This window comes from Qipengyuania sp. CAU 1752, assembly GCF_054482615.1.
On sequence record NZ_JBTLRE010000001.1, the window covers coordinates 1 to 25,851 of the forward strand.

Genomic DNA, 25,851 nt, shown 5'->3' on the forward strand with positions numbered 1-25,851 from the left:
CGAGCCACCAGGCCCGCGATTGCAGTCAGCCAACGCTTGGGAAGCGCATATTGCAGGAGGACTTTCACGCTATCCAATTTGCTATCCTCGAATGATGCTTCAGCCGTTGAGATTTACTGAGATAGGAGATCTTCGGTGATGGCCCAACGCTGGGCGCGAAAGCGCCGTTCATCCAAGGAGCGGCAACTGACATAAACGGTTGTGGACGCTTGTCGTGACAGACGGACTAGCCCACCTCGACCGTGACTCGGTGCCAAGCGGTAGCCAGATACCCCGCAAAATTCCACACGTCAGCCACATGCTCTGGCTGCGCTTGTCCTGCGCCGTCGACGGCTTTCACGACGAGTTCGTGCCTACCGCTGGGCAATTCGGCATCGAGTGACCATAACGTCCATGCGGCGTGCGCCTCGGGATCCGATCGAAGCGTGGCTTGGCGCCAAGTACTCCCGCCGTCGGTTGAAACATCGACCCGTGCCACCGACCGACCGTAAGCCACAGCATAGCCCTCGATCCTAAGCAGGCCCTCTTTTACGCTCTCTCCTTGTTCCGGAATGCAGATCGCCGAGGTGATTGGCATCGCCTCGATCGTCACCCCCTTTGCCCAATCGGCGTCGTCTCGGGCCACTGATGCTGGGAAGAGCTTGTAGTCTCTTGCCTGAATCGGCGCATTTGACGGAGTGTCGCGCACTTCGATCTTTTCGATCCATTTGGCGCTGCGGACGCCAGCTTGATCCGGGACGATGATACGCATTGGTGCGCCGTGTTCGGGCGTCAAAGGCTCACCGTTCAGAGCCCAGGCGATCAGCACGTCGCCCGCAAGTGCTCTCTCGATCGTGATAGAGACACCGTAGGCTGCAACCTCTCCGTCCACCTCGACCTGGTCTGCACAGGTGAAGGCGACGAAGCGCGCGCGAGACCTGTCGACTTTTGCTTCATTCAGAACGTCCGAAAGAGCGACCCCTGTCCATTCGGCATTGCCGATCGCGCCGACAGACCAGGGATCTCCTGAAGTCTCCTTTTCCGATTGCATATCAGCCCGCCGATTGCCGGCGCATTGCAACACGGCCTTCACCTTCCGCTCAGGAAAATCACGACGCAGGTCGGCAATGCAAAACGATAGTGAGGTATCGACAAGGCCCGCTAGCTCGACCCTGTGATCTACGTCGAGGTCAGGTATGTCGCCGTGATTACGAATGTAGAAAATATCCTGCGGCGTTCGAGACTGAGCGACTAGCGCCGAGGATCTTGGCTCTGCGTTTATGGGGTCTTGTCCGTGGACGATGAAGTCGCCACTCGGCTGCCAGTTCGACACAAGATCTCTCCTGTTCCTTACTCAAAGCGCGCCAGTTATTTGCGCCTCCATAATCCGCTCAACGGAAGGTTATGAACATCGTTCCGGCACCCCGTCGGGGCCACCCAGCCGCAACAGCCACTGCTCGGCCCACCAAGGCTCATCTTCTCTAACCCCGTGTGCCGGGTATCTGGCTCATGGCACTCTCCGGCCCCCAGATAAGGAGGCGTCACAGCGCATTGAACTGACCGTCATGCGCGGTCGCCGGAAAACTTACTAGTCTGCCGATGAAGTCCCTGAGCCAACGCGCGAGATTCTGAAAAACAGCCTTCCTGCATGCCGCCATCGCACTTCCATGCGATCAGCTGCGCTACACCGTAAGTTCTTCCGCTCTCGATAGCTAGATCAGCAGCTGGCCCGACGAGGTGTCTTCAAAGAATGGTCTGCGCGCCTCACGCACCATCACAACAGTCCCCGCCTTGAGCTCCGGAGATTATATGCCCGCACCCATTACATCAGGCGCGTAGACCGGTTCGCCTACAGTGCAAACGACGTTGAATATCGAGCAGTCTCTGTAAAGATTGTTCTTGCTGACTGTATCGAGCGCATAACAATCAGTCCTGCGCCGCCTCGATGCTCGCTTCAGAATTAGTTCTGAACCAGTCCGCCCGGGTCAGATTGCCAAACTCGAAGAACGAGTTCTGCAAGTACTGGCTTGCAAATAAAAATGAAGAACGGTTCGTAGCTCACTGCTCCGTCTCCGCCACGCTGCCCGCAGCGAACTCAATCAGAAACCGAAGCGAACCCCGCCCCAGAATGTGCGCGGAGCGCCGAGGTCGAGGACGCTGTCGGCGTTGCGGGTGACGATCGTTTCGTCGAGCAGGTTCTCACCGCGCAGGACCAGGCTGAATTGATCGAAGATCGGGAACTGCGCAAAAGCCCCGATCGTCGTTGCGGGCGGCAGCGCCTCGCTTTCCTGGTCACTTTCGAATTGCACTCCGACATGGCGCAAGGAAAGCGAGAGCAACCCGCCCTCGGCAAATTCCCAAGCCAAGGTGGCAGCAGCGGCCCATCGCGGTGTCTGGGGCGGACGATTTCCATCGAGCGCGGCAGATGGTCCGCTGCCATCAACACTTGCGTCGATATAAGCCAGTGTCCCGTCGATTCGCAGCGCTCCCCGCTCCACTCGTGCGCCTAATTCAACGCCTCGCGCATCAGTGGCGGGCAAGTTTTGCCGTTGGCGCAAATTCGGTGTCAGGGTGACATTAGCGATGGCGTTTTCGACCCGGTTGTCGAACGCCGTAAGCGAAAATGCCATGCCTTCTGCCGGCGTCCAGTCCAATCCCGCCTCGAACCCCTCGAGCCGCTCGACTTCCAGCCCGGGATTGGCTTCGGTGACCACGGGGAATACGACGAAGGGACGATAAAGCTCGTTGAGCGTGGGCAGGCGCAGCCCGCTATAGGCCGCTGCGCGCAGGGCCAATGTATCGCTGGCGCGAAGCAATCCGCCGGCGCGCCAGGTGACGGTCCAGTCCTTCTGGCCGGCATAGGTTTCGTCCAGCAGGATCGCGCCAGCCGGGTCCACTTCTTTGTAGAACCCTGCGGTGATCGTGGTGCGATCGGCTCGTAATCCACCGGTCAGCACCAGCGGGCCGAGAACCCAATCATTCTCGACGAAAAAGCCGAGATCACTGGTCACCCCGCCGGCGCGGCGACGCGAGCGTAGTTCACCGGTAAACGCGCTGTAGGGTTGTTCCTGCAGTTCTCCTTCCGACCGGCGATAGTCGATGCCGATCCGTAACAGGCGGTCATCGCCGACAGGTGGGCGCAGTTCGAGCTTGCCGCCCATGCCCGTGGATGGCGTGTTGCTCTGATCGAGAACCTTGACGAAACGGGTCGAACTGATGACGACATTGGTGAAGTTGCGTGCCTGTACGTATCCGAGCGCGTCGAACTCCCAGTCGCCACGCCCGACCAGCCGCAAACTGGCATCCTGACCACTGGCAGAACTGTCGGCTCCGTCGAAACGCAGCGTGCGTCGATCATCAAAGGCCAGCAGGCGCGCCTGCAATTCGAGGGTTTCATTGACCGGTGCAACCGCACGGAAGTGGCCGGATACGCTTTCGAAACCTGCCCGCGCGGTGGCGGGTACGCGCTCAGCCTCGGGCGTCGTGAAAAATCCTCGCGAGCGGTCCCAGCGGCCAGCAGCGACGACATGGCCCTGGCCCAGTTTGATCGCTGTGCCAGCGGCCATTTCCGTGCCGCCGCGGTGATCGACCAAGGCCGAGGCGGTGAGCGGTCCGAGATCGTCGAGACCCGCACTTGTCAGAGCGATTGTGCCAGCTAGCGCCCCCGCACCGAACGGGCCCGAACCACCACCGCGAGTCACGCGAATGCGGCCGACATATTCCGGAACCAGCGTGGCAAAGGGAACATAGCCGAAGAACGGGTCCTGCATCGGCACCCCGTCGAGCGTCACCAGCGCGCGACTGGTGGCGTTCCCGCCCAAACCACGCAGCGTTACCCCTTGCGCCGAGGGATTGCTCGACCGGCTGTCGGAGCGGCGAAACTGCTGAAAGCCCGCGATACTCGCCAGCGCGTCCTCGATCCGCCCCGACGGCGTGGTGACAATCTGCTGCCGCCTGATCTCTCGTTCGGAATATGCCGGAGCTGCTGGAGTGTCGGGCAAACCAGTCCCGATCACGACGATCTCCTCGCCACTGGGCTCCTCGGGTTGATCCTGCCCGATGGCGGGTACTGCAAGCATCAGGGCAACAAGCGGGAGCGATCGGATAGTGGACATCCTTCGCGCCCTAACGGCTTCATCGCGCCGCGTCAGCACGTTCCTTGGTCTTGGCCCGCACGGACTCGCCAAACCCCTGCATCTGTGCTTATCTGCAATCGGTTGCAGGAGAGGACCCAATTATGAGCAATGCTGACACCGATCTCGACGTGCTAATCGTCGGCGCGGGTATTTCGGGCATCGGCATGGCGGCGCATATGGAATTGCACTGCCCGGATCACCGCTACGGTATCGTCGAAATGCGCGACAATCTGGGTGGGACCTGGGACCTGTTCCGCTATCCCGGCATTCGCTCGGACAGTGATATGCACACGCTGGGGTTCAATTTCGAACCGTGGACCCATGAAAAGTCGATTGCCGACGCGCCGGCTATTCTCGATTATCTCCAGAAGATCGTCGACGAGCGCAGCATCCGTCAACACATCCGCTTTGGCCATCGCGTTCTCTCGGCCGACTTCGACCGATCCACCGCACGCTGGACGGTGACAGTCGAGCTGAAGGACGGAGAAAAGAAGCGGCTGACTGCTAACTTCCTTTATCTCGGCTCCGGCTATTACGACTACGACCAGCCCTATGATCCCGGCTTTGCCTTCGATGAGTTCAAAGGGCAGGTGGTTCATCCGCAATTTTGGCCCGAAGACCTCGCCTATGCCGGCAAAAAGGTGGTGGTGATCGGCTCGGGCGCGACTGCGGTCACCATTGTGCCCGCGATGGCCGAGAGGGCCGAGCACGTTACCATGCTGCAGCGCACCCCGACCTGGATGTTCTCCCGCCCCGCCAAGGACGGGATCGCAAATTTCCTGCGCAAGATCCTGCCCGAGAAGCTGGCCTACCGGATCACCCGCTGGAAGAATATCAAGATGCAGGACATTGGCTTTAAGCGCGCCCGCACCAAGCCGGAGAAGGTCAAGAAATACCTTCATGGCCGGATTGAAAAGATCATGGGCGAAGACTTCGACCGGAAGGATTTCACGCCGCCCTACAACCCCTGGGACCAGCGGCTTTGCCTGGTCCCCGATGACGATTTGTTCGAGGCCATCAAATCGGGTCAGGCCAGCGTCAAGACTGCCAAGATATCGCGCTTTGTCGGCCAGGGCGTCGAACTCGATACTGGAGAGGTTCTCGAAGCCGACATCATTATCACCGCTACCGGGCTCAAGCTGGCAGTCGCGGGCAAGATCGACGTTTCGGTTGAGGGTCAGCCTGTCGAGTTCGCCGAGCGGTATTATTACAAGGGCTGCATGTTCTCGAACCTGCCCAACCTCGCAGTGGTGTTCGGCTATCTCAACGCCAGTTGGACTCTGCGAGCGGACATCAATTCCGATTTCGTGTGCCGCGTGTTGAACGAGATGAAAGCCAAGGGCGCGCAGATTGCCGAGCCGGTTTTGACCAAAGCTGACGAAGCGGCGCTGGAAGAAGACGATATTTTCGACTTCTCCAGCGGCTACATCCAGCGCGCAAAGCACATCATGCCGAAGAACGCGATCGCCTATCCCTGGCGGCTCAACCAGGAATATGTGCTTGACCGCAAGCGAATGGCACGAGACCCGGTTGACGACGGTCTGCTGGTCTTCCGTCGCGCAGGCACCAATGTCCGCGATGCCGACGAGGTTCTCGAAGCGGCGGAGTAGCAACCGCGCCGGCTTTGGCTTAGTCAGCCATCATGAGCTCAACGAATCCTGACCGCGTCTACACCGCCGGACTGGTAGTAATCGGCGACGAGATCCTGTCCGGCCGCACGCATGACAAGAATATCGCGCAAGTCGCCAGCTGGCTGCAGGTGCAGGGCATCCGCCTGGCCGAAGTTCGGGTGGTCCCCGATGTAGCCGACAAGATCGTGGATGCCGTCAGTACGCTCAGGGCCGAGAACGACTATCTCTTCACCACTGGCGGGATCGGCCCGACACATGACGACATCACGGTCGATGCCGTCGCGCAAGCCCTGGGCGTCGACGTGGTCGTGCATCCCGCTGCCCGGGCGATCCTGGAAAAATACTATACCGACAAGGGCGGCCTGACCGATGCCCGGCTGCGCATGGCGCGCGTGCCCGAAGGCGCCGAACTGATCCCGAACCGGATGTCGGGCGCGCCAGGCATCAGGATCGGCAACGTCCATTTGATGGCCGGTGTCCCGCACATCACTGCCGGGATGCTCGACGCGCTGACCGGCACGCTCGAAGGCGGCATGCCGCTCAAGAGCGAGACGATCGGTTGCTGGACTGCCGAAAGCGAAGTTGCCGAAATCCTGCGCAAGGCAGAGCAAGCGCACGAGAAATGCCAGATTGGCAGCTATCCGTTTTTCCGCGAGGGCAAAGTCGGTGCGAATTTTGTAGTCCGCTCGACCGATGCGGAAGAGCTTGCAAATTGCGTCCACACTCTGTGCGACGCTTTGGCAGAAGATGGCCACGGCTTCACGCCGGGCGGGATCTGAGCATCAGTGCCCGGGCGGAGCAATCTGGCCTCGCACCAGGTGACTTGAAGGGAATCGCCCGGGTTGGAATGGCTTTTCATCTTTGCACTTGTCGGCGTCGCCTTCCATTTCAGGTCGCGGCTGAAAGAAACTGAAGCGCGCCTCGCCGCCCTCGAAAATGCGCAAGAATACAACACAGATGGGTTGCCTTCGGAGGTTGGTGATGCGGAAGCATATCCCGAGCCTCCTCGTTTAGACGATCCGGTTTCGGCCGACGCCCCAGCGCCGAAAGTTGCCGACTCGCCGTGGTCGACCGCATATCGTCGTCTGTCCGAGTTTGGCTCGCAAACCGACGAGGCAGAATCCGGCCAAGCGATGCAATCGAAACGCCCGCGACTCTCGTTCGCCAAGATCGATTTCGAGGACATATTCGGTCGGCGGCTGGCGATCTGGGCCGGGGGAATAGCATTGGCGATATCGGGCGTGCTGGCAGTGCGCTATTCGATCGAGAGCGGCCTGATGACACCGGTCGTGCGTGTAGCTTTCGCGTTCCTGGGCGGTGCAACCCTGCTTGCCGCAGCGGAGATCGCCCATCGCAACCAGGCGCGTATTGCCGATGCGCGCGTGCCGCAGACGCTCGCCGGAGCCGGCCTCGCCACGCTTTACGCCGCATTCTATCTCGCCGGCACCCAATACGGCTTGATCGGTCAGACCTTCGCCTTTCTCGGGCTTGCTGCAATTACAGGCGCTGCGATCGCCTTGTCATACCGGTTCGGCGTGCCCAGCGCGATCCTCGGCCTAGTCGGCGGTTTCGCGGCTCCGGTCCTGGTTGGCGGGGATGAAGCGAACATTCCCCTGCTGGCATTGTATCTCGGCCTGGTAACCGGAGGGCTGTGCCTGACCGGGCGGACGCAAAAACGCGCATGGATGGGTGTCGCTGCACTGGTTGGCGGGCTCGGTTGGGGCGCCGTGCTACTCCTGGGCGACGGGTTCTCGACACTCGATGTTCTCGTTCTGGGCGCCTACTTCATCGCCCTTTCCAGCGTCCTGCCGAGATTGATCGAACACGACCGCCTAGCGCGTCCCTTGCGCGCTATTGCTGCCGGCATCGCCAGCCTGCAACTCGCAGTACTGGTTGCGCAAGCCGGCTACACGCCACTGGCCTGGGCCCTTTACCTGCTGATGGGAGCGACTCTGGCGTGGTTCGCGTGGCGGCGCGACGACATACGAATGGCATTGCCGGTGGCCGCTTCTATTGGGCTGTTCCTGCTGATGCTGTGGCCCAATCCGGTCCCGGTTCGCTTCGCCCTCGTCGCGGCCGGGATGGTGGCGATCTTCACTGGTGTGCCGTTGGCTCTGATGGCGAAAGAGCGCGACGGCCTGGCCGAACAAGCCATGACCGTGTCGGTGCCACCGGTACTTGCGGTTCTGGCCTATGCTGCGTTTGGCGACTTATGGCTCGACCGGGTCGAATGGCTGCTCGCCGTCGCGACACTCTCGCTCTGCGGACCGCCGATCCTTGGAGCCTGGCTCGTCGCGCGGCGCGAAGGGGGGGAACGGCTTTTTGCAGCCCTTATCGGCGTAGCGGGTGCACTGGTCTTTGCCGCCGGGCTGATGGTCACCCCTGGATGGTTCGCGCCCGTTAATGCCGCGCTGGTCATTGGTCTTTGGCTCGCATCCCGCCGCGACGATACGCCAATGGTTGTGCTGCTGTGGACAGGCGCAGGGGTGGCGCTGGTATCCCTGATTGTAACCCCCAATTTCTTCGATGAGGCGCAGCGGCTCGTGACCGGCAACGACGGTGTGCCATTGGCCAAGTCCCTTTTAAGGTGGGCTGCGGCCGGTGTCCCGCTGCTGGTACTTTGTTTTCGCGAAGGCGCGGTTCGACGGCGGCAGAGTGCCGAGGCCGCCGCGGCGTTGCTCGCTTACGGGCTGGCGGCGCAGCTGCTACCCACAGATGCGCTAGCTTGGGCGAGTGGGCTTGCCGCGATCGCCCTCTTCCAGCTCCGGCGCGAAAGGGTCGGCGCGATTGCTGCCTGGACGGCGATAGCGCTGGCTTGGGCTGCGGCTCCACTCGCCCTCTGGCTCGGCGCAGCTTTCGAAGCGCTGGTGGGGAATCCGATCCTGCTGTTCGAATTGCCTTCTCCCGTCGAAGCAACGCTTCACCTTTTGCCCGCAGTTGCGACTCTCGCCTTCGTCAGCTTCGAGCGTTTCGGCCAAGGTTGGCGATCACATGCATCACATTGGCTTGCGTTGCCCCTGGGGCTGGTCGTCCTGCACATCTTCTACCGGCAGATATTTGCCATAGATACCATGACGCAATTCATTGATCGGGGCATGGCCGAACGCACTGTTTGGCAAGCGCTCCTGCTTGGCGCGGCCTCGATCGTCGCCAGGGGGTCGGGGCGGTTTGCCGCCAATCCCCATGCTGCAGCCGCGCTCGCCTGTGCCAGCCTTGCCCATTTCGCGGTTTATTCTCTTTGGTGGCACAATCCGATGACCGCTGCGCAAGCCGTCGGATCGACGCCTGTCGCCAATCTGTTCTTCGCCGCCTTTTCTATCGCGCTCGCGGCCAGCCTGCTGTTGCGTGACTGCTTGTCTGAGCGCCTGCGTCCGCTTTGCGACGGCCTCGTCATGTTACTCGCCACGCTGGGCGCGCTCGCCCTGTTGCGGCAGGCCTTCGGCGGCAGCACGCCGCACGACGTGCCACTGGGCCAGACCGAAGACCTCTTGCGCTCGCTGATCGGCATCGTGATGGCACTGGCATTCCTCTGGATCGGCAGCAGGCTAGGGCAGCGCAGCTGGCGGGTCGGGTCATTGGTGGTGATGCTGATCGCCCTCATAAAGGTGTTCGCCTTCGATGCCGCTGGGCTATCCGGCCTTTTGCGAATTGCCTCCTTCGCGGCGCTGGGCGCGAGTCTGATTGGACTGGGCTGGTTCTATACCCGCCAACTCAAGGCCGCCGCGCCGGATTGAGCGCCCTCACTTGGCCTTAACCACTTGTCGGCTAAAGATTATGCGATATCTCGCTTTGAGGGGAGAGCAACACGTGCTGCGCGTTGTCGCGCAGATGGCGCCATCATGACCACCGTCTATCTCACTATAGATACAGAGTATTCGTCGGGGCTGGTGAACGACCTCAGCGTTGTGGACCGGGCAGAGAACTACGCTCGCTCGATCGCCGCCATTACTCCTGACGGTCCAGCCGGCATCAGCCACCAGCTCAAGATGTTCGAGGAACACGGGATCAAGGCGGTTTTTTTCGTCGATCCCATGCCGGCAATGGTGTGGGGTGTAGCCGCCATCGAAGACGTCGTCGGCCCGATCATGGAAGCCGGGCAGGACGTTCAGTTACATTGCCATACGGAATGGCTTGAGCTTGCCGGGCCCAACGCGGTCATCACCGATCATACCGGATCCAACCTCAAGGATTTTGCTTTCGAGGAGCAATGCACGATCCTCGAGTATGCGCGCGATACACTGGTCGCGGCTGGCGCGCCTGATCCTGTTGCCTTCAGGGCCGGAAATTACGGGGCGGATAATACTACCCTTCGCGCTTTGGCGGAAATCGGAATCAGATATGACAGCAGCCATTGTCCCGCCATGGAAGACGACGGCGCCTGCGGGATTGATCTGGGACCGGAGGACCGTTCTCCCGTATTGGTCGATGGCGTAGTGGAGGTTCCCGTCGGATCGATCGGCGCGATGGGTGGTGGCCTGCGACATGTGCAAATCACGGCCCTGTCCTTGCGGGAAATGTGCGCGGCGCTGCGCCATGCGCGCGATACCAAGGATCCTTATTTCACCCTGGTGAGCCACAGTTTCGAGCTGATCAATCGCCGCACGCTGGCGGCCAACAAGGTCGTGCGCAGGCGCTTTGCCGGCCTGTGCCGCGAACTTGCTTCGATGCGGGGCATCCGGACCGGCAATTATCGCGACGACCCACCTTCAATTGACGCTCCGGCCCAGTACGTCCTGCAGGAGCCATTGCCAGCCAGCCCGATCCGCACCGGACTGCGGGTGGCCGAACAGGTAGTATCCAACACGCTCTACGGCGCGCTGTAACAGCCTCAGCCGGACTGACAGCAAAGGGGCCGGTGGATCACTCCACCGGCCCCTTTCAATCTTAATGCGCCAGCTGCCTGGCAGCCGGCCGAGGCTTACGCGCCTTCGATGTCGCTGAAGTCGATCTTGAGGCCCGGACCCATCGAGGATGTCAGCGAGACCTTCTTGACGTATTTGCCCTTGGCGCCCGAGGGCCTGGCCTTCACGATCGCGTCGGTGAAAGCCTTGAAGTTGGCTTTCAGGTCTTCATCCTTGAACGACAGCTTGCCGATGCCGGAGTGGATGATGCCCATCTTCTCGACGCGGAATTCGACCTGGCCGCCCTTGGCGTCCTTTACGGCCTGCTCCACGTTCGGGGTGACGGTGCCCAGCTTCGGGTTCGGCATCAGGCCCTTGGGGCCCAGCACCTTACCGAGACGACCGACAACACCCATCATGTCCGGCGTGGCGATCACGCGGTCATAATCGAGATTGCCGTTCTGCATGTCTTCCATCAGGTCTTCGGCACCAACCTTGTCGGCGCCGGCGGCAAGTGCCTTGTCGGCATTGTCGCCCTTTGCGAAGACAGCGACCTTGACGTCCTTGCCAGTGCCGCTCGGAAGCGAAACCATGCCGCGGACCATCTGGTCGGCGTGGCGCGGATCGACGCCCAGGTTCATTGCCAATTCGACAGTCTCGTCGAACTTGGAAGCGAATTCGCGCAGCACTGCGAGGGCTTCGTCAAAGCTGTAGAACTTCGCGCTATCGACCTTCTCGGCGACGGCTTTCTGCTTTTTGGTCAGCGTTGCCATGTTCTTAGCCCTCCACCACGTCGAGGCCCATCGAACGGCACGAGCCTTCGATGATCTTCATGGCCTGGTCGATATCGTTTGCATTCAGGTCGGCCATCTTGGTCTCGGCAATTTCCTTGACCTGGCTCTGCTTGATGGTCCCGGCGGAAATCTTGCCAGGCTCGCTCGAACCCGACTTCATCTTGGCGGCCTTCTTGATCAGGTAGGTCGCGGTCGGCTGCTTGGTGATGAAGCTGAACGAGCGATCCGCGTAGACGGTGATAACCGTCGGGATCGGCGCGGTCTTCTCCATGCCGTCGGTTGCGGCATTGAACGCCTTGCAGAATTCCATGATGTTGACGCCGCGCTGACCCAATGCCGGGCCCAACGGGGGCGACGGGTTGGCAGTGCCAGCAGGCACCATCAACTTGATATAGCCGTCGATCTTCTTGGCCATGAGGCCACTCCTTTCACACTATCGGACAAGCTGCGGCGATTCCGCTGCACTGTCGTCATGTTAAGCGGTACATGCGGCCGGGCTTGCCGACCTCCCGCGCGAGGTTCCATGAGCTTTGAGCCCAAGGAGCGGCGCACATAGCGGTTCCCAGGCCAAATGCAAGCCGATTGCGGTTCACGCAGGTGCCGCCGACAGTTGCATTGAAGCTGTCGGTATCGACGGCGCGATGCTTGCAAGGTTGCATCCAGCGCCCCTAGCAAAGCACCATGAACGAAACACATTCTGTTCGGCCGCTGGGCTGGGGTCGTTTCCTGCTCCAGTTCGTGACCGTCCTGGTCGCCTATTTTGTTGCTTCCGTGCCTGCAGTGTTGCTGCTGGGCGCGACCGCATGGGGCTACCTCCTTTCGGTTATGGGCAGCATGGCGGCGGCACTGCTGGTGGCGTGGCTCTGGCTGCGGCGCGATCGCGCGGTCGCCCAGGCCTGGAATCTGGCAAGACCGGAGAGCTGGGCCCGCACGCTGGCAATCGCATCGGGCGCAACTCTCGTGATCGTGCTCATTTTTACTGCAAGCGGACCGATCATAGATGCGCTGGGTCTCGACCAGGTCGATGTCGAACTGATCATGCAGTTCATCACAGAGAGCCCGCTAATGCTGGTGCTGTGGATCGCGGGCGTGGCTTGGCTGGCCGCTGGACTGGGTGAGGAGTTGCTGTGGCGAGGCTTCCTGCTCGACCGGTTAATGCGCCTGCCCGGCATTGAGGGCCGGATCTGGATTGCCATCGTCTTGCAAGCGGTCCTGTTCGGCCTTCCGCACCTGTACCAGGGTTGGGGCGGGGTCCTCGTCACCGGCCTGATCGGCCTGCTGTTCGGCTGGCTTAGGATTGCCGCGAAATGGAACCTGTGGCCTTTGGTCATCGCCCATGCAGCGGTCGATACGATCATGATGGGGCTCGGCTATGCCGCCGCCCAAGACTGGATCACGATTGGCTGAGCTCCGCCTATCGAGCGGCTAGCTCGAACGGACCTTGGCGAGGAAGGCATTCACCTGGGCCCGCAATGTATCGGCCTGATTTTCCAGTTCGGTCGAAGATGCGAGAACCTGACTGGCGGCGGACCCTGTCGACAACGACAATTCGCGCACGTCCTCGATATTGCCCGTGACATTATTGGTCGCGCGCGCGGCCATATCGATGCTGCGGGCGAGATCCTGCCCGGCGATCGCCTGCTGATCGACCGCCGCCGCGATAGAGGTCGCAGTGGTTTCGAGCTCACTGACCTGGCTCGATATGCGTCGCAACGCATCGACGCTGGCACCCGTTGAATCCTGGATTGCGGCGATCTTCCCGGCGACCTTTTCTGTAGCCTGGCTCGTCTGCGCGGCAAGTTCCTTGACCTCGGAAGCAACGACCGCGAACCCGCGCCCCGCTTCGCCGCCGCGAGCAGCTTCGATCGAGGCATTGAGAGCCAGCAGGTTGGTTCGCTTGGCGATCGATTGGATCATGTCGACGATCTGACCGATCTCGGTGGCCGATTCGGACAGGTTCGAAATCGTCGTGTCCGCTTCACAGGCGGCCGAGTTTGCTTCGCGCGCCAGTTCGGCAGACGATGCTGCCTGGCGGCTGATCTCGCCAATCGACATCGCGAATTCGTCGCTTGCCGCAGCGGCGGCATTGGCGCCGGCATTGGCCTCGGTCATCGAACGCATGGCTTCGCCGGTCTGGCGAGTCGTATCCTCGGCCGCAGAGGCCATGTTTCCGGCGGTGGATTTGAGTTGGCTGGACGCCGCCGCGACGCTGCCAACCACATCGCCGACAGTCCGCTCGAAATCATTTGCGACCTGGTTGAGGACACGGACCTGCTCTTCTCGCACGCGTTCCTGCTGCTCGAGCTCGGCCGTAGCCCTTTCGGCGCGCTCGGCGGCCCATTCCTCGAGCTTGGCGAGGCCCTGCTTGAAGTAGGCGAGTGAACGCAACATCTTGCCGATTTCGTCCTTGCGTTCGATACCTGAAATCTCGAACTCGCGGTCGCCTTTGGCCAGCCGGCTCATGCCGCCCGTGATCTCGGTTACCTTGCGCGCAAAATCATGGGTGAAATACCGCATGCCCCAATTGAGCACCGCGAGCGCGACAATCGCTGCCACGGCAAAGATCGTCAGCAGGTTTGTGAAAAGAGCATAATTCGACTGCTTGAGCGTGTCGGCGGCGGTGCCTAACTCGCTTTCCAGTGCATGGGAGCGTGTATAAAGTGCATCGCCAAGGGCCGAGAGTTCGAAGGCAATGGCAGAAGACCGCTCACCACGTCCATTCTCGACCAAGCTGTTGCGCATTTCATCAAATTTGGAATCATATGCATCCAATTGCGCGGCGATAGCGTTCACACCGCCTATCTGCTGCGGCAGGTGTTCGCCCACGAGTTGGCGGATGCGTGCCAACTGTTCGGCTGCCTTGGCGCGACTCTGTTGCTGGCGCTCGAGCGTACTTTCCTCACCTGCGAAGATGTACCGCACCGCGTTGTAGCGGAACTCACCGGCACTGGCGCGAAGACTTGCTGAAGCCTTGAGCGCTTCGCGGACCTCATCGTGGGTCCGGTCCTGTTCATACACAAGCGCCAATCCGAAACCGAGCATCGCCAGAAGGGCAATCGCAATTGCGCCGAAGGTAGCGAATACCGTTCGCACCTTGGCAGCCAACGGCAAGTCCTGGAACCAGTGCAGCAATCGGTTCCGACGGCCCTGCGCCATGCCCGTTGCATCGTCCTCCACCTGGCGGACTTCAGCCTGCAACTGCTGGGCAAGTTCATCGATTGCACTCATGCGAGACCCCCGGGTTCAGCGACGCTCAAAGCAAGGCCCGTCCGGTCTTGCTGCGCTCGCTCTTCCTCTTGGGTACCGCTTTATTTCCAATCTCTAAATTTTACCTAAACGGCAAATTTACCAATTTTTTCGCAGCCCATTAAAAAGGCCCGCCGGTGTTGCCGGCGGGCCTTGGAAATGCAATGAAATGAAGGGGGTCGCCTATTTGACCAGTTCAACCTGCTCGAAATCGAGTTCGACCGGTGTCGCGCGCCCAAAGATCGAAACGCTGACCTTGACCTTGGCCTTGTCGAAATCGAGTTCCTCGACCACGCCGTTGAAACTGGCGAAGGGCCCGTCGAGCACCTTGACTTGGTCGCCGATCTCGTAATCGACGTGAATGTCCTTCTTGGGCGCTGCCTTGGCTTCTTCGACGCCGCCGAAATAGCGCGCGGCCTCTTTCTCGCTGATCGGCTGCGGCTTGTTGTTGTTGCCGAGAAACCCGGTCACCTTGGGCGTGTTCTTGACCAGGTGATAGATGTCGTCGGTCATCTGCAGCTTGGCGAGCACGTAGCCGGGCATGAACTTGCGTTCGGTCTGCACTTTCTTGCCGCGCTTGATCTCGGTCACAGTCTCGGTCGGAACCTCGACTTCCTCGACGCCGTCGGACAGGCCGAGGCGCTCGGCCTCTGCAATTATTGCGTCACGAACCTTGTTCTCGAAGCCCGAATAAGCGTGGATGATGTACCAGCGTGCCATCAGAAATCCCGTTTTCTGGAGAAGATCAAGCGAGCGTCAACAGCCAGTTGACGATGCCGCCGAATGCCGAATCGATCCCGAAGAAGAACAGCGACAGGATCAAGACCATGATGCCGACGAAAATCGCCGTGCGAATCGTTTCCTGCCGGGTCGGCCAGACCACCTTGGAGGTCTCGCTGCGCACCTGGCGCACGAATTCGCCGGGCGATGTTTTCTTCTTGGTTTCTTCGGCCATTGCCGCTCTCGTCTGCCATGGATCACTCGCGCCTTTCGGGTAGGGCTCATCGCCGTCCCGAGCGAGGCAGGGGAAGGGCAAATGAGGCTCCGATGTCGGAAGGCCCGACCGCATCTAGAGACGCCTCCGCCCAAAAGCAAGACGGTTGCGCGGCAAACCCAGAAAGCCGTTGCAGCGGGCAGGGTGTGGCCCTAGCTTGCGCCGCTTCTGTGGGACGCAAGAGGGGAGCCATAAGTGGCCGCACCAGCAACGGGGTCGACCAGTCTGATCGACCAGGTAACCAATATTTCCGATTTCATCTGGGGCGGGACATGGAACGGCGAACCGCTGTCATGGCTGTCGATTGGCGGCCAGCCGATTCCGCCCATGACCCTAATCCTGCTGGGCATCGGCATGTGGATCATGATCGGTCTGCGCTTTTACCCCATCATCAAGCTGGGCAGCGCGTTCAAGGGACTGTTTGCCGGTCGCAAGAGTGAGGGCGCGGGCGAGATTTCGCCCTTTGCCGCGCTTTCGACCGCCCTTTCCGGACAGGTCGGCACAGGCAATCTTGCCGGTGTCGCCACCGCGATCGCATTGGGCGGACCTGGGGCGATCTTCTGGATGTGGATCACCGCACTGGTCGGCATGGCGCTCGCCTTTGCCGAAGGCTCACTGGCGATCCGTTACCGGGAAAAAACCTCCGACGGTGTCTATCGCGGCGGCCCGATGACCTACATCATGATGGGCCTCGGCAAGAAATGGACCTGGCTGGCGATCCTGTTCTGCCTCGGCACGCTGTTCTCGGCGCTCGTCACCGGCAACTCGATCCAAGCCAACGCCATCGCTGATGGCATGAACGAACTTTTCGGCATCGAAGAATGGGTCGGCGGCCTCGTGACCGCGATCCTTGTTTTCATTGTCATCATCGGCGGGATCAAGTCGATCGGCAGCGTGGCGGAAAAAATCATTCCGTTCATGGCTGCCGCCTATATCGTCATGGCGGTACTGGCGCTGATTCTGAACTTCTCGGACCTGCCGGCAACTTTCGTGCTGATCTTCGACGGGGCGTTCAATCCTCAGGCGGCAACCGGCGGCTTTGCCGGGGCGGCGATCATGCTGGCAATCCGCGCCGGTGTGGCGCGTGGCCTGTTTTCCAACGAAGCAGGCCAGGGTTCGACCCCGATCGCACACGCGGTGGCGCAGACCAACGACCCCGAACAGCAGGGCCGGATGGCAATGCTGGGCACCTTCATCGACACGATCGTTATCTGCACCATGACGGCGTTGGTAATGTTGACTGTAAAGGGCGATTTCACGGCCGGCGGCGAAGTGGTCCGCCATGCGTGGAATTCGGACCTGCAAGGATTTGCCATGACCAGCGGCGCCTTTGCCGCAGCATTTCCGTTCGAAATCTTCAGCGTCCCGCTCGGCACGTTGATCGCGTCAATCGCGCTGATCCTGTTCGTGTTCACCACCTTGCTCACCTGGAGCTATTACGGCGAGCGCGCGATCACCTTCATTTACGACCGCGTACCGGGTTCGACCCGCGCCGGCGAAAAGGTGCTGCACATGATCTGGCGCGTGCTGTGGTGTGTGGTGATCTATCTCGGATCGACGCTCGACCTGACGCTGGTATGGCGTCTCGGCGACATCTCCAACGCGGCGATGGCGTTGCCCAACCTGCTGGCGCTGGCCCTGCTTTCGGGCGTGGTGTTCAAACTGGCCCATGGTCAACGGGATGCAGGACCAACGCATACCGAAGATACGCCCGAGGAACCGAACGAATATTGATGACGGTTTCTCAATAATTGCGCCTTAATGCGCAGTTTCCATCAACCGGATGGCACCAAGAATGAAGGGGCGGGATGTCGATATGACACCCCGCCCCTTTTTCCTATCGAGACACCTTCTTGGTGGCTTAGGCGTGCCCGAACAGACGCGATAAAAAGTTTGGCTGGGTCAACGGCTGAATCGGCCCATGCTTCATCATACGCACCGATGCATCAGCATAGGGGCGCGGCTGGACCCAGGCGTCAGGCCGACTGCTGCGAAAAGTCGAAGTAGCCATGGCGTTTCTCCGTGCTTGCGGTTTCAATCAGTTCACCGCTGATAATGCACGGGTCATGGACTGGTTCCCGGTCATGACATTTGCAGCGGCCGATAGTTGCACCTTGGCAACCATCGGGCAGGCTATGCCATCATCCAAGTTGAAGAAAATGGCAGGGGTGACAGGATTCGAACCCGTGGCCCTCGGTTTTGGAGACCGATGCTCTACCAACTGAGCTACACCCCTGCAGCGCAGCGGGCCTCTAGGACAAAGCGGGGCATCGGGGCAAGCCTAAACAAGCATCGGCTGCGGCAACGCGTTTCGAGATGGCTCTCCGTTGGGGGCACTGGCATAAGGGGCGAGCCATGCATGCGCCCCGCCCCGCCAATATCCCGGTAGACCTGTTGTTGTTGGCCTATCGCAACGGCATCTTCCCGATGGCCGACAGCCGGGACGACCAGGAAGTGTTCTGGGTCGAGCCGCGCGAGCGGGCGATCATACCGATCGGCGGGTTCGCCTGCTCGCGCTCGCTGGCGCGGACAATCAGGCGCGATGTCTTTACCGTGACCTGCAACGCCGATTTCCGCGGCGTGGTGCAAAGCTGTGCGGCTCCTCGCGAGGACCATCCCGACAGCTGGATCAGCCGCCGGATCGAGGCCAGCTACAGCGCATTGCACGATGCTGGCCACGCGCACTCGATCGAATGCTGGCAGGATGGCGCGCTCGTTGGCGGGGTCTACGGCGTTGCGTTCGACAAGGTGTTCTGCGGCGAAAGCATGTTCAGCCGCCGGCGTGATGCTTCCAAAGTCGCGCTCGCCTGGCTCATGGCGCTGCTCGAACGCGCGGGCTGTGTCCTATTTGATTGCCAGTTCATGACACCGCACCTCGCCTCGCTAGGCGCAATTGAACTCCCGCAGGCCGATTACCTTGAGAAGCTCGCAGAGGCTGCCGGCCCGCAGCCCCTAACATTACCAGAAGCCTACGCCTCGTTGTCGTCGGAGGCTGTCGAAGACGAAACGGGCGGCGCATTTTCGCCGGGGTATGTCATCGCGCAATCCTTGACCCAAACATCATAGACTGGGTGCTCAACCACGTTGAGGCTGGGCGAACGCTTGAACAGCCACCCGGAAAAGATGCGGGCCCACTCGCCCTCATTGTCGCCCTTCCCTGCAACCAGTACCTGGACGAAGGCGCCGGTTTCAGGCGCCATTTCCCATGGCGGACGGCGCTCGCAGGCTGATAGGCGGACGATGATATCGCCAACACGGCGCGATTCGCCCGGCTTCAGTTCGAGATCCTGGGAGATGTTGTTGCGTTTGTTGAGCAGGCCAAGGGTGGCAACGCGCGCCGCCATCGGAGTCGCGCCTTCGATCTCGGCAGTCGATGGGGTTTCAGAAGGCGCGTCTTTCAGCTCTTCGGGCACCTCGGTCTCGACCGCTTGCGGCTCGGGCGCTCCGCCGTCACAAGCCGACAGCCCGGCAAGGGCGCCCAGTACCAGCGCGGCGCGAAGGGTGCTCGCCCTGCGCATCGTCAGTCGCCAGGGGTCCATGCTTCGTAGTCGCCCACCGCGCGGGCACGCTTTCCGCCCCGTTCGAGCGCGCCCTGCGGGCGATATGCCTGCGCTGTGCCGGTGGCGTTGGGGGTATAGTCGACCTCCCAAATACGGGGCGGCGGCAGGAAGCTCTCGGGCACGTCTTCGAATGAACCGTGCAACCAGCCATGCCATTCGGCAGGCACGCGACTGGCGTCATTGGGGCCGTCGTAGATGACCCAGCGCCGCTCGCGTTCGGCGTCTTTGCGCTTCGAACGGTAATACTTGTTGCCCTGCGCGTCGGTGCCGACGTGTTCCCCGCGGCGAGCGGTGAACAGGTGGGTGCCGATGGTTGCGCCATCCCACCAGGTGAAGATCTTGCCTAGAATGCTCATTGCGCTGCGCGGACTAGCGGATTGAACGGTGCTGGCCAAGCGTCAACTTGATGCCTCGCAGCACTCACCATTCGACCCTCGCGCCCGGCTCGATGCCCAGTTCGGCGGCGCGACCGCCGGCGATTTCGAGCACGCCGATGACATTGCCTTGGGAGCGCACGCTATCGAGTGAATAGGGCACGGTCTGCGCCGCGATATTGGTTATCCGTCCGTCGGGGCCGATGAATATGATATCCAGAGGCAGTGGCGTGTTCTTCATCCAGAAACTGGCGGGCGACGGCCTCTCGCTACGCGGAAATATCATCGCCTCGTCCGGACCCAGCTCGGTACGGAACATCAGCCCGCGGGCTTGCGATTCCGGCGTATCCGCCAATTCGGCGCGGAAGCGGTGGGCCGTCCCGTTGGCCGTCACCGTGACAGGGATGATCTGAAGTCCCGAAACCGGATGCGTCGTAGCCTCGGCAACCTGCTCGGGCGGGACGAGCGTTTCGGCGCCCGATTGCGGGGAACAGGCGAGCAGGCCGCCTGCCATTGCCGCCACCAGGAAATCTCTCAATCGCATATATCGCGTACCCACTCTTCGGCCTCGTCCTCGCTGGCAGCATCGAGCACCGCCCGTGCAATATCGAAGCCATGCCCCGCCCGAACCATCGCCGCAAGATGCTTCTCGCGCAGCGCCGGGTCGACCGGCTGGTCAGCGAATGGGCCGAAGCGCCGCTTGCGCGCGAGATGCAATGCGGCCTGACGCAACTCGCTTTGATCAGCGGCCACCTGGCTGCGGGTTTCCTCGTTTATGCCGGCCTGGCCGAGCGCTTGCGCAATTCGCCGCGGACCATAACCGCGCCGAAGCAGATCGCCGCTCCGAGCGCGGGCATACGCTGTGTCATCGATATAGCCGAGCTCGGTGTAGCGCGCGACGAGAACGGCGAGGTCTGGTTCATCCTCGCCCTCCCATCCACGCTCGCGCAGTTTCCGCTTGAGATACTGTTCCAGCTTGCCGGCGCTCGTTGCAAACCGGGCTACATAGGATAATGCCAGATCCCGCAAACCGGTCTCGTCGAGCGGTTTTGGCACACGCTTGCGCCGCTTATTGGCTGGGGAAGGCTCGCGCATCGGTCATATTCGTGCCACAGTCTCAATCAAATGGGAAAACTTTGTGACGGTGCAGCGACAGTTCATGACATCGCATACAAGTATGGGGGCACGCCTAAACGCGTGAATAATAACGGGTTTCGCCAAACATTATGACAGAAACACAATTGACTCCCACGCCTAATGATTGCCCTTTGCCGCGCCGGCGATCCGACTTTGCGACCTTTTGCGAAGCGATCGACTATGCCGCGCGCAGCCAGAAGGGAATGAATTTTCACGATATGCGTGGGCAGCTCGAGCTGGTCTATCCCTATTCCCAGATGCGCGACGATGCGCTGGTCATGGCGCGCCGCCTGATTGGCGCTGGCGTTGCCAAGGGCGACCGCATTGCCCTGGTCGCAGAAACCGTGCCCGAGTTTACCGCCCTGTTCTGCGCCTGCGTCTACGTCGGTGCATGGCCTGTGCCCCTGCCCCTGCCGACCACCTTCGGTGGCAAGGACGGCTATATCGAACAACTGGGCGTGCAACTGGCGAGCAGCGATCCCAAGATGCTGCTCTACCCGCCCGAGATTTCCGAAATGGCGCAGGCTGCGGTTCAGAAGCAAGGTTGCGAAGGCTATGACTGGGCCAGCTTCGCCACCCGCGATGCTCCCGAGTGCGAATTCCCCGAAGTCGGACCGGACGATATCTGTTACCTGCAGTATTCGAGCGGCTCGACCCGTTTCCCGACCGGGGTAGCCGTTACCCACAGCGCGCTGCTCCACAACCTGTCGGGCCACGCGATCACCATGAATATCGGAGAAGGAGATCGCGGCGTGAGCTGGCTGCCGTGGTATCATGACATGGGGCTTGTCGGCTGCTTTCTCTCGATGGTCGGCAACCAGGTCAGTTCCGACTATCTCAAGACCGAACATTTCGCTCGTCGTCCGCTGGCATGGCTCGACATGATCAGCGCCAATGAAGGTGCAACGCTCAGTTATTCGCCGACCTTCGGCTATGACATTTGCGCCCGGCGTATCTCCAGCCAAAGCAATGTCGCCGAACGGTTCGACCTGTCGCGCTGGCGGCTGGCTGGCAATGGTGCGGACATGATCCGTCCGGACGTAATGCAAAGCTTTGTCAACGCATTTGCCCCAGCCGGTTTCAAGGCCAACGCCTTCACCCCGTCCTATGGGCTGGCCGAGGCCACGCTAGCCGTTACCGTCATGCCGCCAGGCGAAGGCATCCGGGTCGAACTGGTCAAGGAAGAACGGTTGTCGGGCTCGCGCCGCGACCTGTCGCGGCCTGCCCGCTACCGCGCAATCGTCAATTGCGGCAAGCCGCTGCCAGACATGGATGTCGAAATCCGTGGCGAGAATGGCGACGTCCGCGGCGACCACCAGATCGGCAAGGTATGGTGCCGTGGGCCGAGTGTCATGCATTCCTATTTCCGCGACGAGGAGGCGACTGATGCCTGCCTCGTCGACGGTTGGCTCGACACCGGCGACATGGGTTACATGGCCGATGGCTATCTGTTCGTGGTCGGCCGGGCCAAGGACATGATCATCATAAATGGCAAGAACCACTGGCCGCAGGATATCGAGTGGGCTGTCGAACAGCTCGCCGGATTCAATCATGGCGACATTGCCGCCTTCGCGCTGGAAACCGAGAACGGCGAAGAGGCCCCGGCCGTGCTGGTTCATTGCCGCGTATCGGATCCTGAAGAACGCGCGCGCCTGCACACCGCGATCAAGGAGAAGGTCCAGGCCGTTACCGGCACGACCTGCATCGTGGAACTGGTGCCGCCGCGCACCCTGCCGCGCACCAGTTCGGGCAAGTTGAGCAGGGCCAAGGCCAAGAAGCTCTACCTGTCCGGCGAGATCCAGCCACTGGCTTTGGCCGCCTGAATTTTCGCGACATTATGCAATATTGGACCTGCGGTTCGCGGGGGGTATGCTGCTGCCCGACGAACGGCATGAGCGCGCCTTGAAATGCGTGTTTTATGCGCCTAATACAGTGATGGGCGCTGCATCGCGGCGCATTGTGAGGGAGTGTCAGGTCCGACCATGGCCAGTAACGAGACGAAAACCGCGACTGAAACCGATTTTGAACTGACCCCGCCCGCCCCGGTGCCTGAAGTTGCACCGGAGAAGGCATCAGGGCTGGTCCCGGTCAGCGAAGAGCAGAAGTCGAAACTCGAGCAGAAGGTCGAGGGCTTCGTCACCGACCTCGTCTCGATCGATGCCAATTCGCCTGAGTTCGGCAAGAAGGTCGATCAGATCACCAATATGGGCCGCAAGGAAATCATGGCGGCGGCGCAACATTCCAACCGCTTCCTCGACCGCCCGGTTCGCGCGATGGACCAGGACGAAGGCGTGGGCGCAAACCTCGCCGAATTGCGAACCGTGGTCGAGGAACTCGATCCGTCGCGCCGCGGCAATCTGACCGGTCCGCGCAAGCTGCTTGGCATCATTCCCTTCGGCAGCAAGATAAAGAGCTACTTCCGCAGCTACCAGAGCGCGCAGACCCACATCCAGCAGATCCTGAGCAAGCTGTCGAACGGCAAAGACGAGCTGTTGATGGACAATGCCGCGATCGATGTCGAACGGCAAAAGTTGTGGGAATCAATGGGCAATCTCGAGCAGATGATCCATATCTCCCGCAAGCTGGACGAGCGGCTGGAAGAGAAAGCCAATGAGCTCGACGCAACCGACCCGGCCAAGGCCAAGGCGATCCGCGAAACCGCATTGTTCTATGTTCGCCAGCGCACGCAGGATCTGCTGACGCAGATGGCGGTCAGCGTGCAGGGTTATCTCGCGCTCGACTTGGTCAAGAAGAACAATGTCGAGCTGGTCAAGGGTGTCGACCGTGCCAGCACCACCACCGTGGGTGCCCTGCGCACGGCAGTGACCGTCAGCGAAGCCATGACCAACCAGCGGCTGGTTCTGCAGCAGATTACCGCCCTCAACGAGACTACGGCCGGCATCATCGATTCCACCAGCACCATGCTGCGTGAACAGACCGGCAAGATCCACGAGCAGGCCGCCAGCAGCACGATCCCGCTCGAGACCCTGCAGCGCGCTTTCCAGAACATCTATGACACGATGGACGAAGTCGACGAATTCAAGATCCGTGCTCTGTCGAGCATGAAGGAAACGGTTACCGTCCTGACCCATGAGGTCGAACGGTCGAAAGGCTACATTGCGCGCGCCGAGGGTCAGGCCCAAGCGCAGTCCAAGCTTGCCTCGTCCGAGCCTTCGCTGCTCGAGCTGGAGGGCTGATGAGCGACGAATACAAGAAATACGCCCGCCGCAGCGACCGGATAATGGACGATGCGCGGCGCGTGCGCGACGATAACCGCCGCGGTGGCCGGCACCGGCGGGAGGGTTCGATCGGCCGCGGTTCGAAAGAGCTCAAGCTGAAGCACTGGAAGAAGAAGGGCGTTCGCATGGCGCTCGCCCTGGTGGCGATCTGGATTGCCGCCTCGGTGCTGGGCGTCATTATCGACGGGCTCGGCTTCGAAGGGGTGATGCTGACTGGTCTGGCGACCGCAATCGGTATTTATGTGTTTGGCAAATACCCGAAGATGAAAGTGCCGCAGCGATCCGAGCTAACCAAGGGTGATGTGCGCCAGATGGTCGCGCGGACCGAATTGTGGCTCGAGCACCAGCGGCGCCATCTCCCTCGTGAAGCAGTGCGCGTGGTGGAACAATTGGGCAGCCAGCTCGATGCGCTCGGACAACAGCTCGAGAAAGTGCCCGCGGAACATGAAACCGCGCGGGACATTCGCAAGCTGGTCGGCGAAACCCTGCCCGAAATGATCGATGCCTACCTCAAGATCCCCGAGCATTTGCGGCATGAGAGGCGCAGCGGAGCAACGCCAGACGAGCAGCTGACGCAGAGCCTCGAGAAGATCTCCAAGGAAATCGATTCGATCACCCGGCAGCTGGCCCAGGGCTCGCTCGACGACCTGGCGATCACCCATCGCTACCTTGACTACAAATATGGCGAAGGGGTCGAGGCTGATCAGCCCGACCACGGCGTTCCACTCCCCGATTTCGACACGCAAAAAACGGCTGGCTAATGAAAGTTCCTATTCCGCACGATCTTCCCAAGGAAGAGGTCCGCCGCAGGCTGCATGAACGCAGCCATGAAATGGCTGATCACATACCTGGCCCGATGGCCGAAGTGGTGACTGACTGGACCAGCGAAGACCGCATGAACATGACGATTCGCGCGATGGGCCAGAACCTGTCCGGATCGGTCGAGATCGAGGATACGCGGCTGATGGTCGAAGTGACGTTGCCGCCAATGTTGGCCTTCATGGAGCCGGTCATCGCCAATGCGATGAAGGACCAGGGCCAGAAAATGCTGGCCAAGGACTAACCGGTCATGGGCCGGCCTCGCCCTGCTTAGTTGAAGAAACGCTGGCGATAGGTGAAGGTCGACGCCACCGCGTCGCCATTCACATCACGAGCGGGCTCGAACCGCACCTGCTCATAGGCAAGCTCGCAAACCTTGGCGTCGGTCTGCGGAAACGGGCTGGCGCGTACCACCTGGCAACTGGTCACCCGGCCTTCTGCCGATACGCCTAGCCGGACATCGACCGACTTGCCGATGCGCTCCTTTCGTCCGCCCGGGGGAACCGGGAACGACGATGCGTCGGTGATGGTCGATACCAGTACCGGGCGCGTTACAGGGATGCCACCACGGCCTGCTCCGCCACGTCCGGCTCCGGTCCCCAGCCCCGTACCGTCAGCGCCCGTTCCGTCCCCGGCCTCGGCCGCGCCCGAGCGCGTCTCTGTCCCGGTCGAGGTCGCGCGCGGCTGCGGACGATCCTGGCGGACTGGAATTTTCGGTGATGGCGCAGCAGTTGGCTTGGGCACCGCGTCCTGGCCTGGATCGCCCTGTTCGCCTTCTTCTTCCAGCGGCGGATCTTCTGGCGGCTCCTCCGGCGGGGTCGTGACCGTCACGGTCACCGCTGACAGGACGGTTTCCTCCATCTCGCTGGTGAAGTCTGGCGCCAACGCTTTCATCAAGCCGTAGAGCACCGCGACATGCAACAACGCGATCAGCACGATCGTCGCTATATTGGGCTTACGCCTGGTATTGGTGAAATTGCTGCCTGCAGCCAACCGGGCCTCCGTCACTCTACTTGAGGCGTCGCACCTGCGCCGCGACCATTGCCGCTTACAATGCTGGCTGGGCAAGGACAATATTCGGCCCGGACCATTGAGCCGATT

The 25,851-nt window shown here is 61.1% G+C and carries 23 protein-coding genes and 1 tRNA gene; 11 read left to right on the top strand and 13 right to left on the bottom strand.

All coding sequences use genetic code 11. The annotated features are described in order from the left end of the window. Positions 1 to 226: 226 nt before the first annotated feature. Both ACXYL9_RS00005 and ACXYL9_RS00010 read right to left on the bottom strand, forming a co-directional pair. Positions 227 to 1,312 carry a molybdopterin-dependent oxidoreductase gene (locus tag ACXYL9_RS00005; RefSeq protein WP_459037538.1) on the bottom strand — a complete coding sequence of 362 codons (1,086 nt, stop codon included), beginning with the start codon at positions 1,310 to 1,312 and terminating at the stop codon, positions 227 to 229. A 766-nt stretch (positions 1,313 to 2,078) separates the two neighbouring features. Beyond that, positions 2,079 to 4,058 (bottom strand): TonB-dependent receptor plug domain-containing protein, encoded by a 1,980-nt coding sequence (locus tag ACXYL9_RS00010; RefSeq protein ID WP_459037539.1) that lies wholly within the window; start codon positions 4,056 to 4,058, stop codon positions 2,079 to 2,081. Between the two features lie 158 nt (positions 4,059 to 4,216). Between ACXYL9_RS00010 and ACXYL9_RS00015 the strand changes: the two genes are divergently transcribed. From ACXYL9_RS00015 to ACXYL9_RS00030, 4 genes are all read left to right on the top strand, one after another. Further along, entirely contained in the window at positions 4,217 to 5,725 is a 1,509-nt protein-coding gene (locus ACXYL9_RS00015) for a flavin-containing monooxygenase (RefSeq protein ID WP_459037540.1), read from the top strand. A gap of 32 nt (positions 5,726 to 5,757) precedes the next feature. After that, entirely contained in the window at positions 5,758 to 6,525 is a 768-nt protein-coding gene (locus tag ACXYL9_RS00020; protein ID WP_459037541.1) for a competence/damage-inducible protein A, read from the top strand. 354 nt (positions 6,526 to 6,879) lie between these two features. Continuing rightward, positions 6,880 to 9,480 (top strand): DUF2339 domain-containing protein, encoded by a 2,601-nt coding sequence (locus ACXYL9_RS00025; RefSeq protein WP_459037542.1) that lies wholly within the window; start codon positions 6,880 to 6,882, stop codon positions 9,478 to 9,480. 105 nt (positions 9,481 to 9,585) lie between these two features. Continuing rightward, positions 9,586 to 10,569 carry a polysaccharide deacetylase family protein gene (locus tag ACXYL9_RS00030; RefSeq protein ID WP_459037543.1) on the top strand — a complete coding sequence of 328 codons (984 nt, stop codon included), beginning with the start codon at positions 9,586 to 9,588 and terminating at the stop codon, positions 10,567 to 10,569. 95 nt (positions 10,570 to 10,664) lie between these two features. Here the strand turns inward: ACXYL9_RS00030 and rplA are convergent, their stop codons facing one another. Further along, complete coding sequence (rplA, locus tag ACXYL9_RS00035; protein ID WP_459037544.1) at positions 10,665 to 11,360, bottom strand: 50S ribosomal protein L1; 696 nt, start codon at positions 11,358 to 11,360, stop codon at positions 10,665 to 10,667. A 4-nt stretch (positions 11,361 to 11,364) separates the two neighbouring features. Beyond that, entirely contained in the window at positions 11,365 to 11,796 is a 432-nt protein-coding gene (gene rplK / locus ACXYL9_RS00040) for a 50S ribosomal protein L11 (RefSeq protein ID WP_459037545.1), read from the bottom strand. Positions 11,797 to 12,062: 266 nt separating this feature from the next. Between rplK and ACXYL9_RS00045 the strand changes: the two genes are divergently transcribed. Then, complete coding sequence (locus ACXYL9_RS00045; protein ID WP_459037546.1) at positions 12,063 to 12,788, top strand: CPBP family intramembrane glutamic endopeptidase; 726 nt, start codon at positions 12,063 to 12,065, stop codon at positions 12,786 to 12,788. An 18-nt stretch (positions 12,789 to 12,806) separates the two neighbouring features. Here the strand turns inward: ACXYL9_RS00045 and ACXYL9_RS00050 are convergent, their stop codons facing one another. From ACXYL9_RS00050 to secE, 3 genes are all read right to left on the bottom strand, one after another. Continuing rightward, positions 12,807 to 14,609 carry a methyl-accepting chemotaxis protein gene (locus ACXYL9_RS00050; protein WP_459037547.1) on the bottom strand — a complete coding sequence of 601 codons (1,803 nt, stop codon included), beginning with the start codon at positions 14,607 to 14,609 and terminating at the stop codon, positions 12,807 to 12,809. Between the two features lie 201 nt (positions 14,610 to 14,810). After that, positions 14,811 to 15,347, bottom strand: a complete 537-nt coding sequence (gene nusG / locus ACXYL9_RS00055; protein WP_459037548.1) for a transcription termination/antitermination protein NusG — start codon at positions 15,345 to 15,347, stop codon at positions 14,811 to 14,813. A gap of 25 nt (positions 15,348 to 15,372) precedes the next feature. Then, positions 15,373 to 15,582 (bottom strand): preprotein translocase subunit SecE, encoded by a 210-nt coding sequence (gene secE / locus ACXYL9_RS00060; protein WP_459037549.1) that lies wholly within the window; start codon positions 15,580 to 15,582, stop codon positions 15,373 to 15,375. 234 nt (positions 15,583 to 15,816) lie between these two features. On the opposite strand from secE, the gene ACXYL9_RS00065 reads away from it, so the two are divergent. Continuing rightward, positions 15,817 to 17,355 carry an alanine/glycine:cation symporter family protein gene (locus ACXYL9_RS00065; protein WP_459037550.1) on the top strand — a complete coding sequence of 513 codons (1,539 nt, stop codon included), beginning with the start codon at positions 15,817 to 15,819 and terminating at the stop codon, positions 17,353 to 17,355. Between the two features lie 426 nt (positions 17,356 to 17,781). On the opposite strand, the gene ACXYL9_RS00070 is transcribed toward ACXYL9_RS00065, so the two are convergent. Then, positions 17,782 to 17,857: transfer RNA gene (locus ACXYL9_RS00070), tRNA-Trp, on the bottom strand. A 119-nt stretch (positions 17,858 to 17,976) separates the two neighbouring features. Here ACXYL9_RS00070 and aat point away from each other — a divergent pair. Further along, complete coding sequence (gene aat / locus ACXYL9_RS00075) at positions 17,977 to 18,687, top strand: leucyl/phenylalanyl-tRNA--protein transferase (RefSeq protein ID WP_459037551.1); 711 nt, start codon at positions 17,977 to 17,979, stop codon at positions 18,685 to 18,687. On the opposite strand, the gene ACXYL9_RS00080 is transcribed toward aat, so the two are convergent. From ACXYL9_RS00080 to ACXYL9_RS00095, 4 genes are all read right to left on the bottom strand, one after another. Continuing rightward, entirely contained in the window at positions 18,591 to 19,160 is a 570-nt protein-coding gene (locus ACXYL9_RS00080; protein ID WP_459037552.1) for a DUF2155 domain-containing protein, read from the bottom strand. The two genes, aat and ACXYL9_RS00080, sit on opposite strands and share 97 nt — an antisense overlap. Then, positions 19,142 to 19,537 carry an NADH:ubiquinone oxidoreductase subunit NDUFA12 gene (locus ACXYL9_RS00085; protein WP_459037553.1) on the bottom strand — a complete coding sequence of 132 codons (396 nt, stop codon included), beginning with the start codon at positions 19,535 to 19,537 and terminating at the stop codon, positions 19,142 to 19,144. The genes ACXYL9_RS00080 and ACXYL9_RS00085 overlap by 19 nt, the downstream gene beginning before the upstream one ends. A 64-nt stretch (positions 19,538 to 19,601) precedes the next feature. Further along, positions 19,602 to 20,099, bottom strand: a complete 498-nt coding sequence (locus tag ACXYL9_RS00090) for a DUF192 domain-containing protein (RefSeq protein ID WP_459039825.1) — start codon at positions 20,097 to 20,099, stop codon at positions 19,602 to 19,604. Beyond that, positions 20,090 to 20,650, bottom strand: a complete 561-nt coding sequence (locus ACXYL9_RS00095; RefSeq protein WP_459037554.1) for a regulatory protein RecX — start codon at positions 20,648 to 20,650, stop codon at positions 20,090 to 20,092. The genes ACXYL9_RS00090 and ACXYL9_RS00095 overlap by 10 nt, the downstream gene beginning before the upstream one ends. A gap of 131 nt (positions 20,651 to 20,781) precedes the next feature. Here ACXYL9_RS00095 and ACXYL9_RS00100 point away from each other — a divergent pair, with 131 nt between their 5' ends. The 4 genes from ACXYL9_RS00100 (at position 20,782) to ACXYL9_RS00115 (ending at position 24,994) form a co-directional block, all read left to right on the top strand. Then, positions 20,782 to 22,515: a fatty acyl-AMP ligase gene (locus tag ACXYL9_RS00100; protein ID WP_459037555.1), complete on the top strand. Its 1,734-nt coding sequence runs from the start codon at positions 20,782 to 20,784 to the stop codon at positions 22,513 to 22,515. Between the two features lie 159 nt (positions 22,516 to 22,674). Continuing rightward, complete coding sequence (locus tag ACXYL9_RS00105; RefSeq protein WP_459037556.1) at positions 22,675 to 23,889, top strand: toxic anion resistance protein; 1,215 nt, start codon at positions 22,675 to 22,677, stop codon at positions 23,887 to 23,889. Then, positions 23,889 to 24,692, top strand: coding sequence for a hypothetical protein (locus ACXYL9_RS00110; RefSeq protein ID WP_459037557.1), 804 nt, complete (start codon positions 23,889 to 23,891; stop codon positions 24,690 to 24,692). Before ACXYL9_RS00105 ends, ACXYL9_RS00110 begins: the two co-directional genes overlap by 1 nt. Continuing rightward, positions 24,692 to 24,994, top strand: a complete 303-nt coding sequence (locus ACXYL9_RS00115; protein WP_459037558.1) for a polyhydroxyalkanoic acid system family protein — start codon at positions 24,692 to 24,694, stop codon at positions 24,992 to 24,994. The genes ACXYL9_RS00110 and ACXYL9_RS00115 overlap by 1 nt, the downstream gene beginning before the upstream one ends. A 26-nt stretch (positions 24,995 to 25,020) precedes the next feature. Here the strand turns inward: ACXYL9_RS00115 and ACXYL9_RS00120 are convergent, their stop codons facing one another. Beyond that, a complete protein-coding gene (locus ACXYL9_RS00120; protein WP_459037559.1) occupies positions 25,021 to 25,743 on the bottom strand; it encodes an energy transducer TonB family protein in 723 nt (240 codons plus the stop codon). Between the last annotated feature and the right edge of the window lie 108 nt (positions 25,744 to 25,851).

Excerpts from the sequence above, each read along its gene's own strand:
- ACXYL9_RS00080 (WP_459037552.1), bottom strand. The coding sequence starts at position 19,160 with ATGGACCCCTGGCGACTGACGATGCGCAGGGCGAGCACCCTTCGCGCC.
- ACXYL9_RS00010 (WP_459037539.1), bottom strand. The coding sequence starts at position 4,058 with ATGCTTGCAGTACCCGCCATCGGGCAGGATCAACCCGAGGAGCCCAGT.
- ACXYL9_RS00050 (WP_459037547.1), bottom strand. The coding sequence starts at position 14,609 with ATGAGTGCAATCGATGAACTTGCCCAGCAGTTGCAGGCTGAAGTCCGC.
- ACXYL9_RS00030 (WP_459037543.1), top strand. The coding sequence starts at position 9,586 with ATGACCACCGTCTATCTCACTATAGATACAGAGTATTCGTCGGGGCTG.
- rplK (WP_459037545.1), bottom strand. The coding sequence starts at position 11,796 with ATGGCCAAGAAGATCGACGGCTATATCAAGTTGATGGTGCCTGCTGGC.
- rplA (WP_459037544.1), bottom strand. The coding sequence starts at position 11,360 with ATGGCAACGCTGACCAAAAAGCAGAAAGCCGTCGCCGAGAAGGTCGAT.
- ACXYL9_RS00090 (WP_459039825.1), bottom strand. The coding sequence starts at position 20,099 with ATGCGATTGAGAGATTTCCTGGTGGCGGCAATGGCAGGCGGCCTGCTC.
- ACXYL9_RS00110 (WP_459037557.1), top strand. The coding sequence starts at position 23,889 with ATGAGCGACGAATACAAGAAATACGCCCGCCGCAGCGACCGGATAATG.
- ACXYL9_RS00045 (WP_459037546.1), top strand. The coding sequence starts at position 12,063 with ATGAACGAAACACATTCTGTTCGGCCGCTGGGCTGGGGTCGTTTCCTG.
- nusG (WP_459037548.1), bottom strand. The coding sequence starts at position 15,347 with ATGGCACGCTGGTACATCATCCACGCTTATTCGGGCTTCGAGAACAAG.
- ACXYL9_RS00105 (WP_459037556.1), top strand. The coding sequence starts at position 22,675 with ATGGCCAGTAACGAGACGAAAACCGCGACTGAAACCGATTTTGAACTG.
- ACXYL9_RS00095 (WP_459037554.1), bottom strand. The coding sequence starts at position 20,650 with ATGCGCGAGCCTTCCCCAGCCAATAAGCGGCGCAAGCGTGTGCCAAAA.
- aat (WP_459037551.1), top strand. The coding sequence starts at position 17,977 with ATGCATGCGCCCCGCCCCGCCAATATCCCGGTAGACCTGTTGTTGTTG.
- ACXYL9_RS00020 (WP_459037541.1), top strand. The coding sequence starts at position 5,758 with ATGAGCTCAACGAATCCTGACCGCGTCTACACCGCCGGACTGGTAGTA.
- ACXYL9_RS00115 (WP_459037558.1), top strand. The coding sequence starts at position 24,692 with ATGAAAGTTCCTATTCCGCACGATCTTCCCAAGGAAGAGGTCCGCCGC.
- secE (WP_459037549.1), bottom strand. The coding sequence starts at position 15,582 with ATGGCCGAAGAAACCAAGAAGAAAACATCGCCCGGCGAATTCGTGCGC.
- ACXYL9_RS00100 (WP_459037555.1), top strand. The coding sequence starts at position 20,782 with ATGACAGAAACACAATTGACTCCCACGCCTAATGATTGCCCTTTGCCG.
- ACXYL9_RS00015 (WP_459037540.1), top strand. The coding sequence starts at position 4,217 with ATGAGCAATGCTGACACCGATCTCGACGTGCTAATCGTCGGCGCGGGT.
- ACXYL9_RS00025 (WP_459037542.1), top strand. The coding sequence starts at position 6,880 with ATGCAATCGAAACGCCCGCGACTCTCGTTCGCCAAGATCGATTTCGAG.
- ACXYL9_RS00085 (WP_459037553.1), bottom strand. The coding sequence starts at position 19,537 with ATGAGCATTCTAGGCAAGATCTTCACCTGGTGGGATGGCGCAACCATC.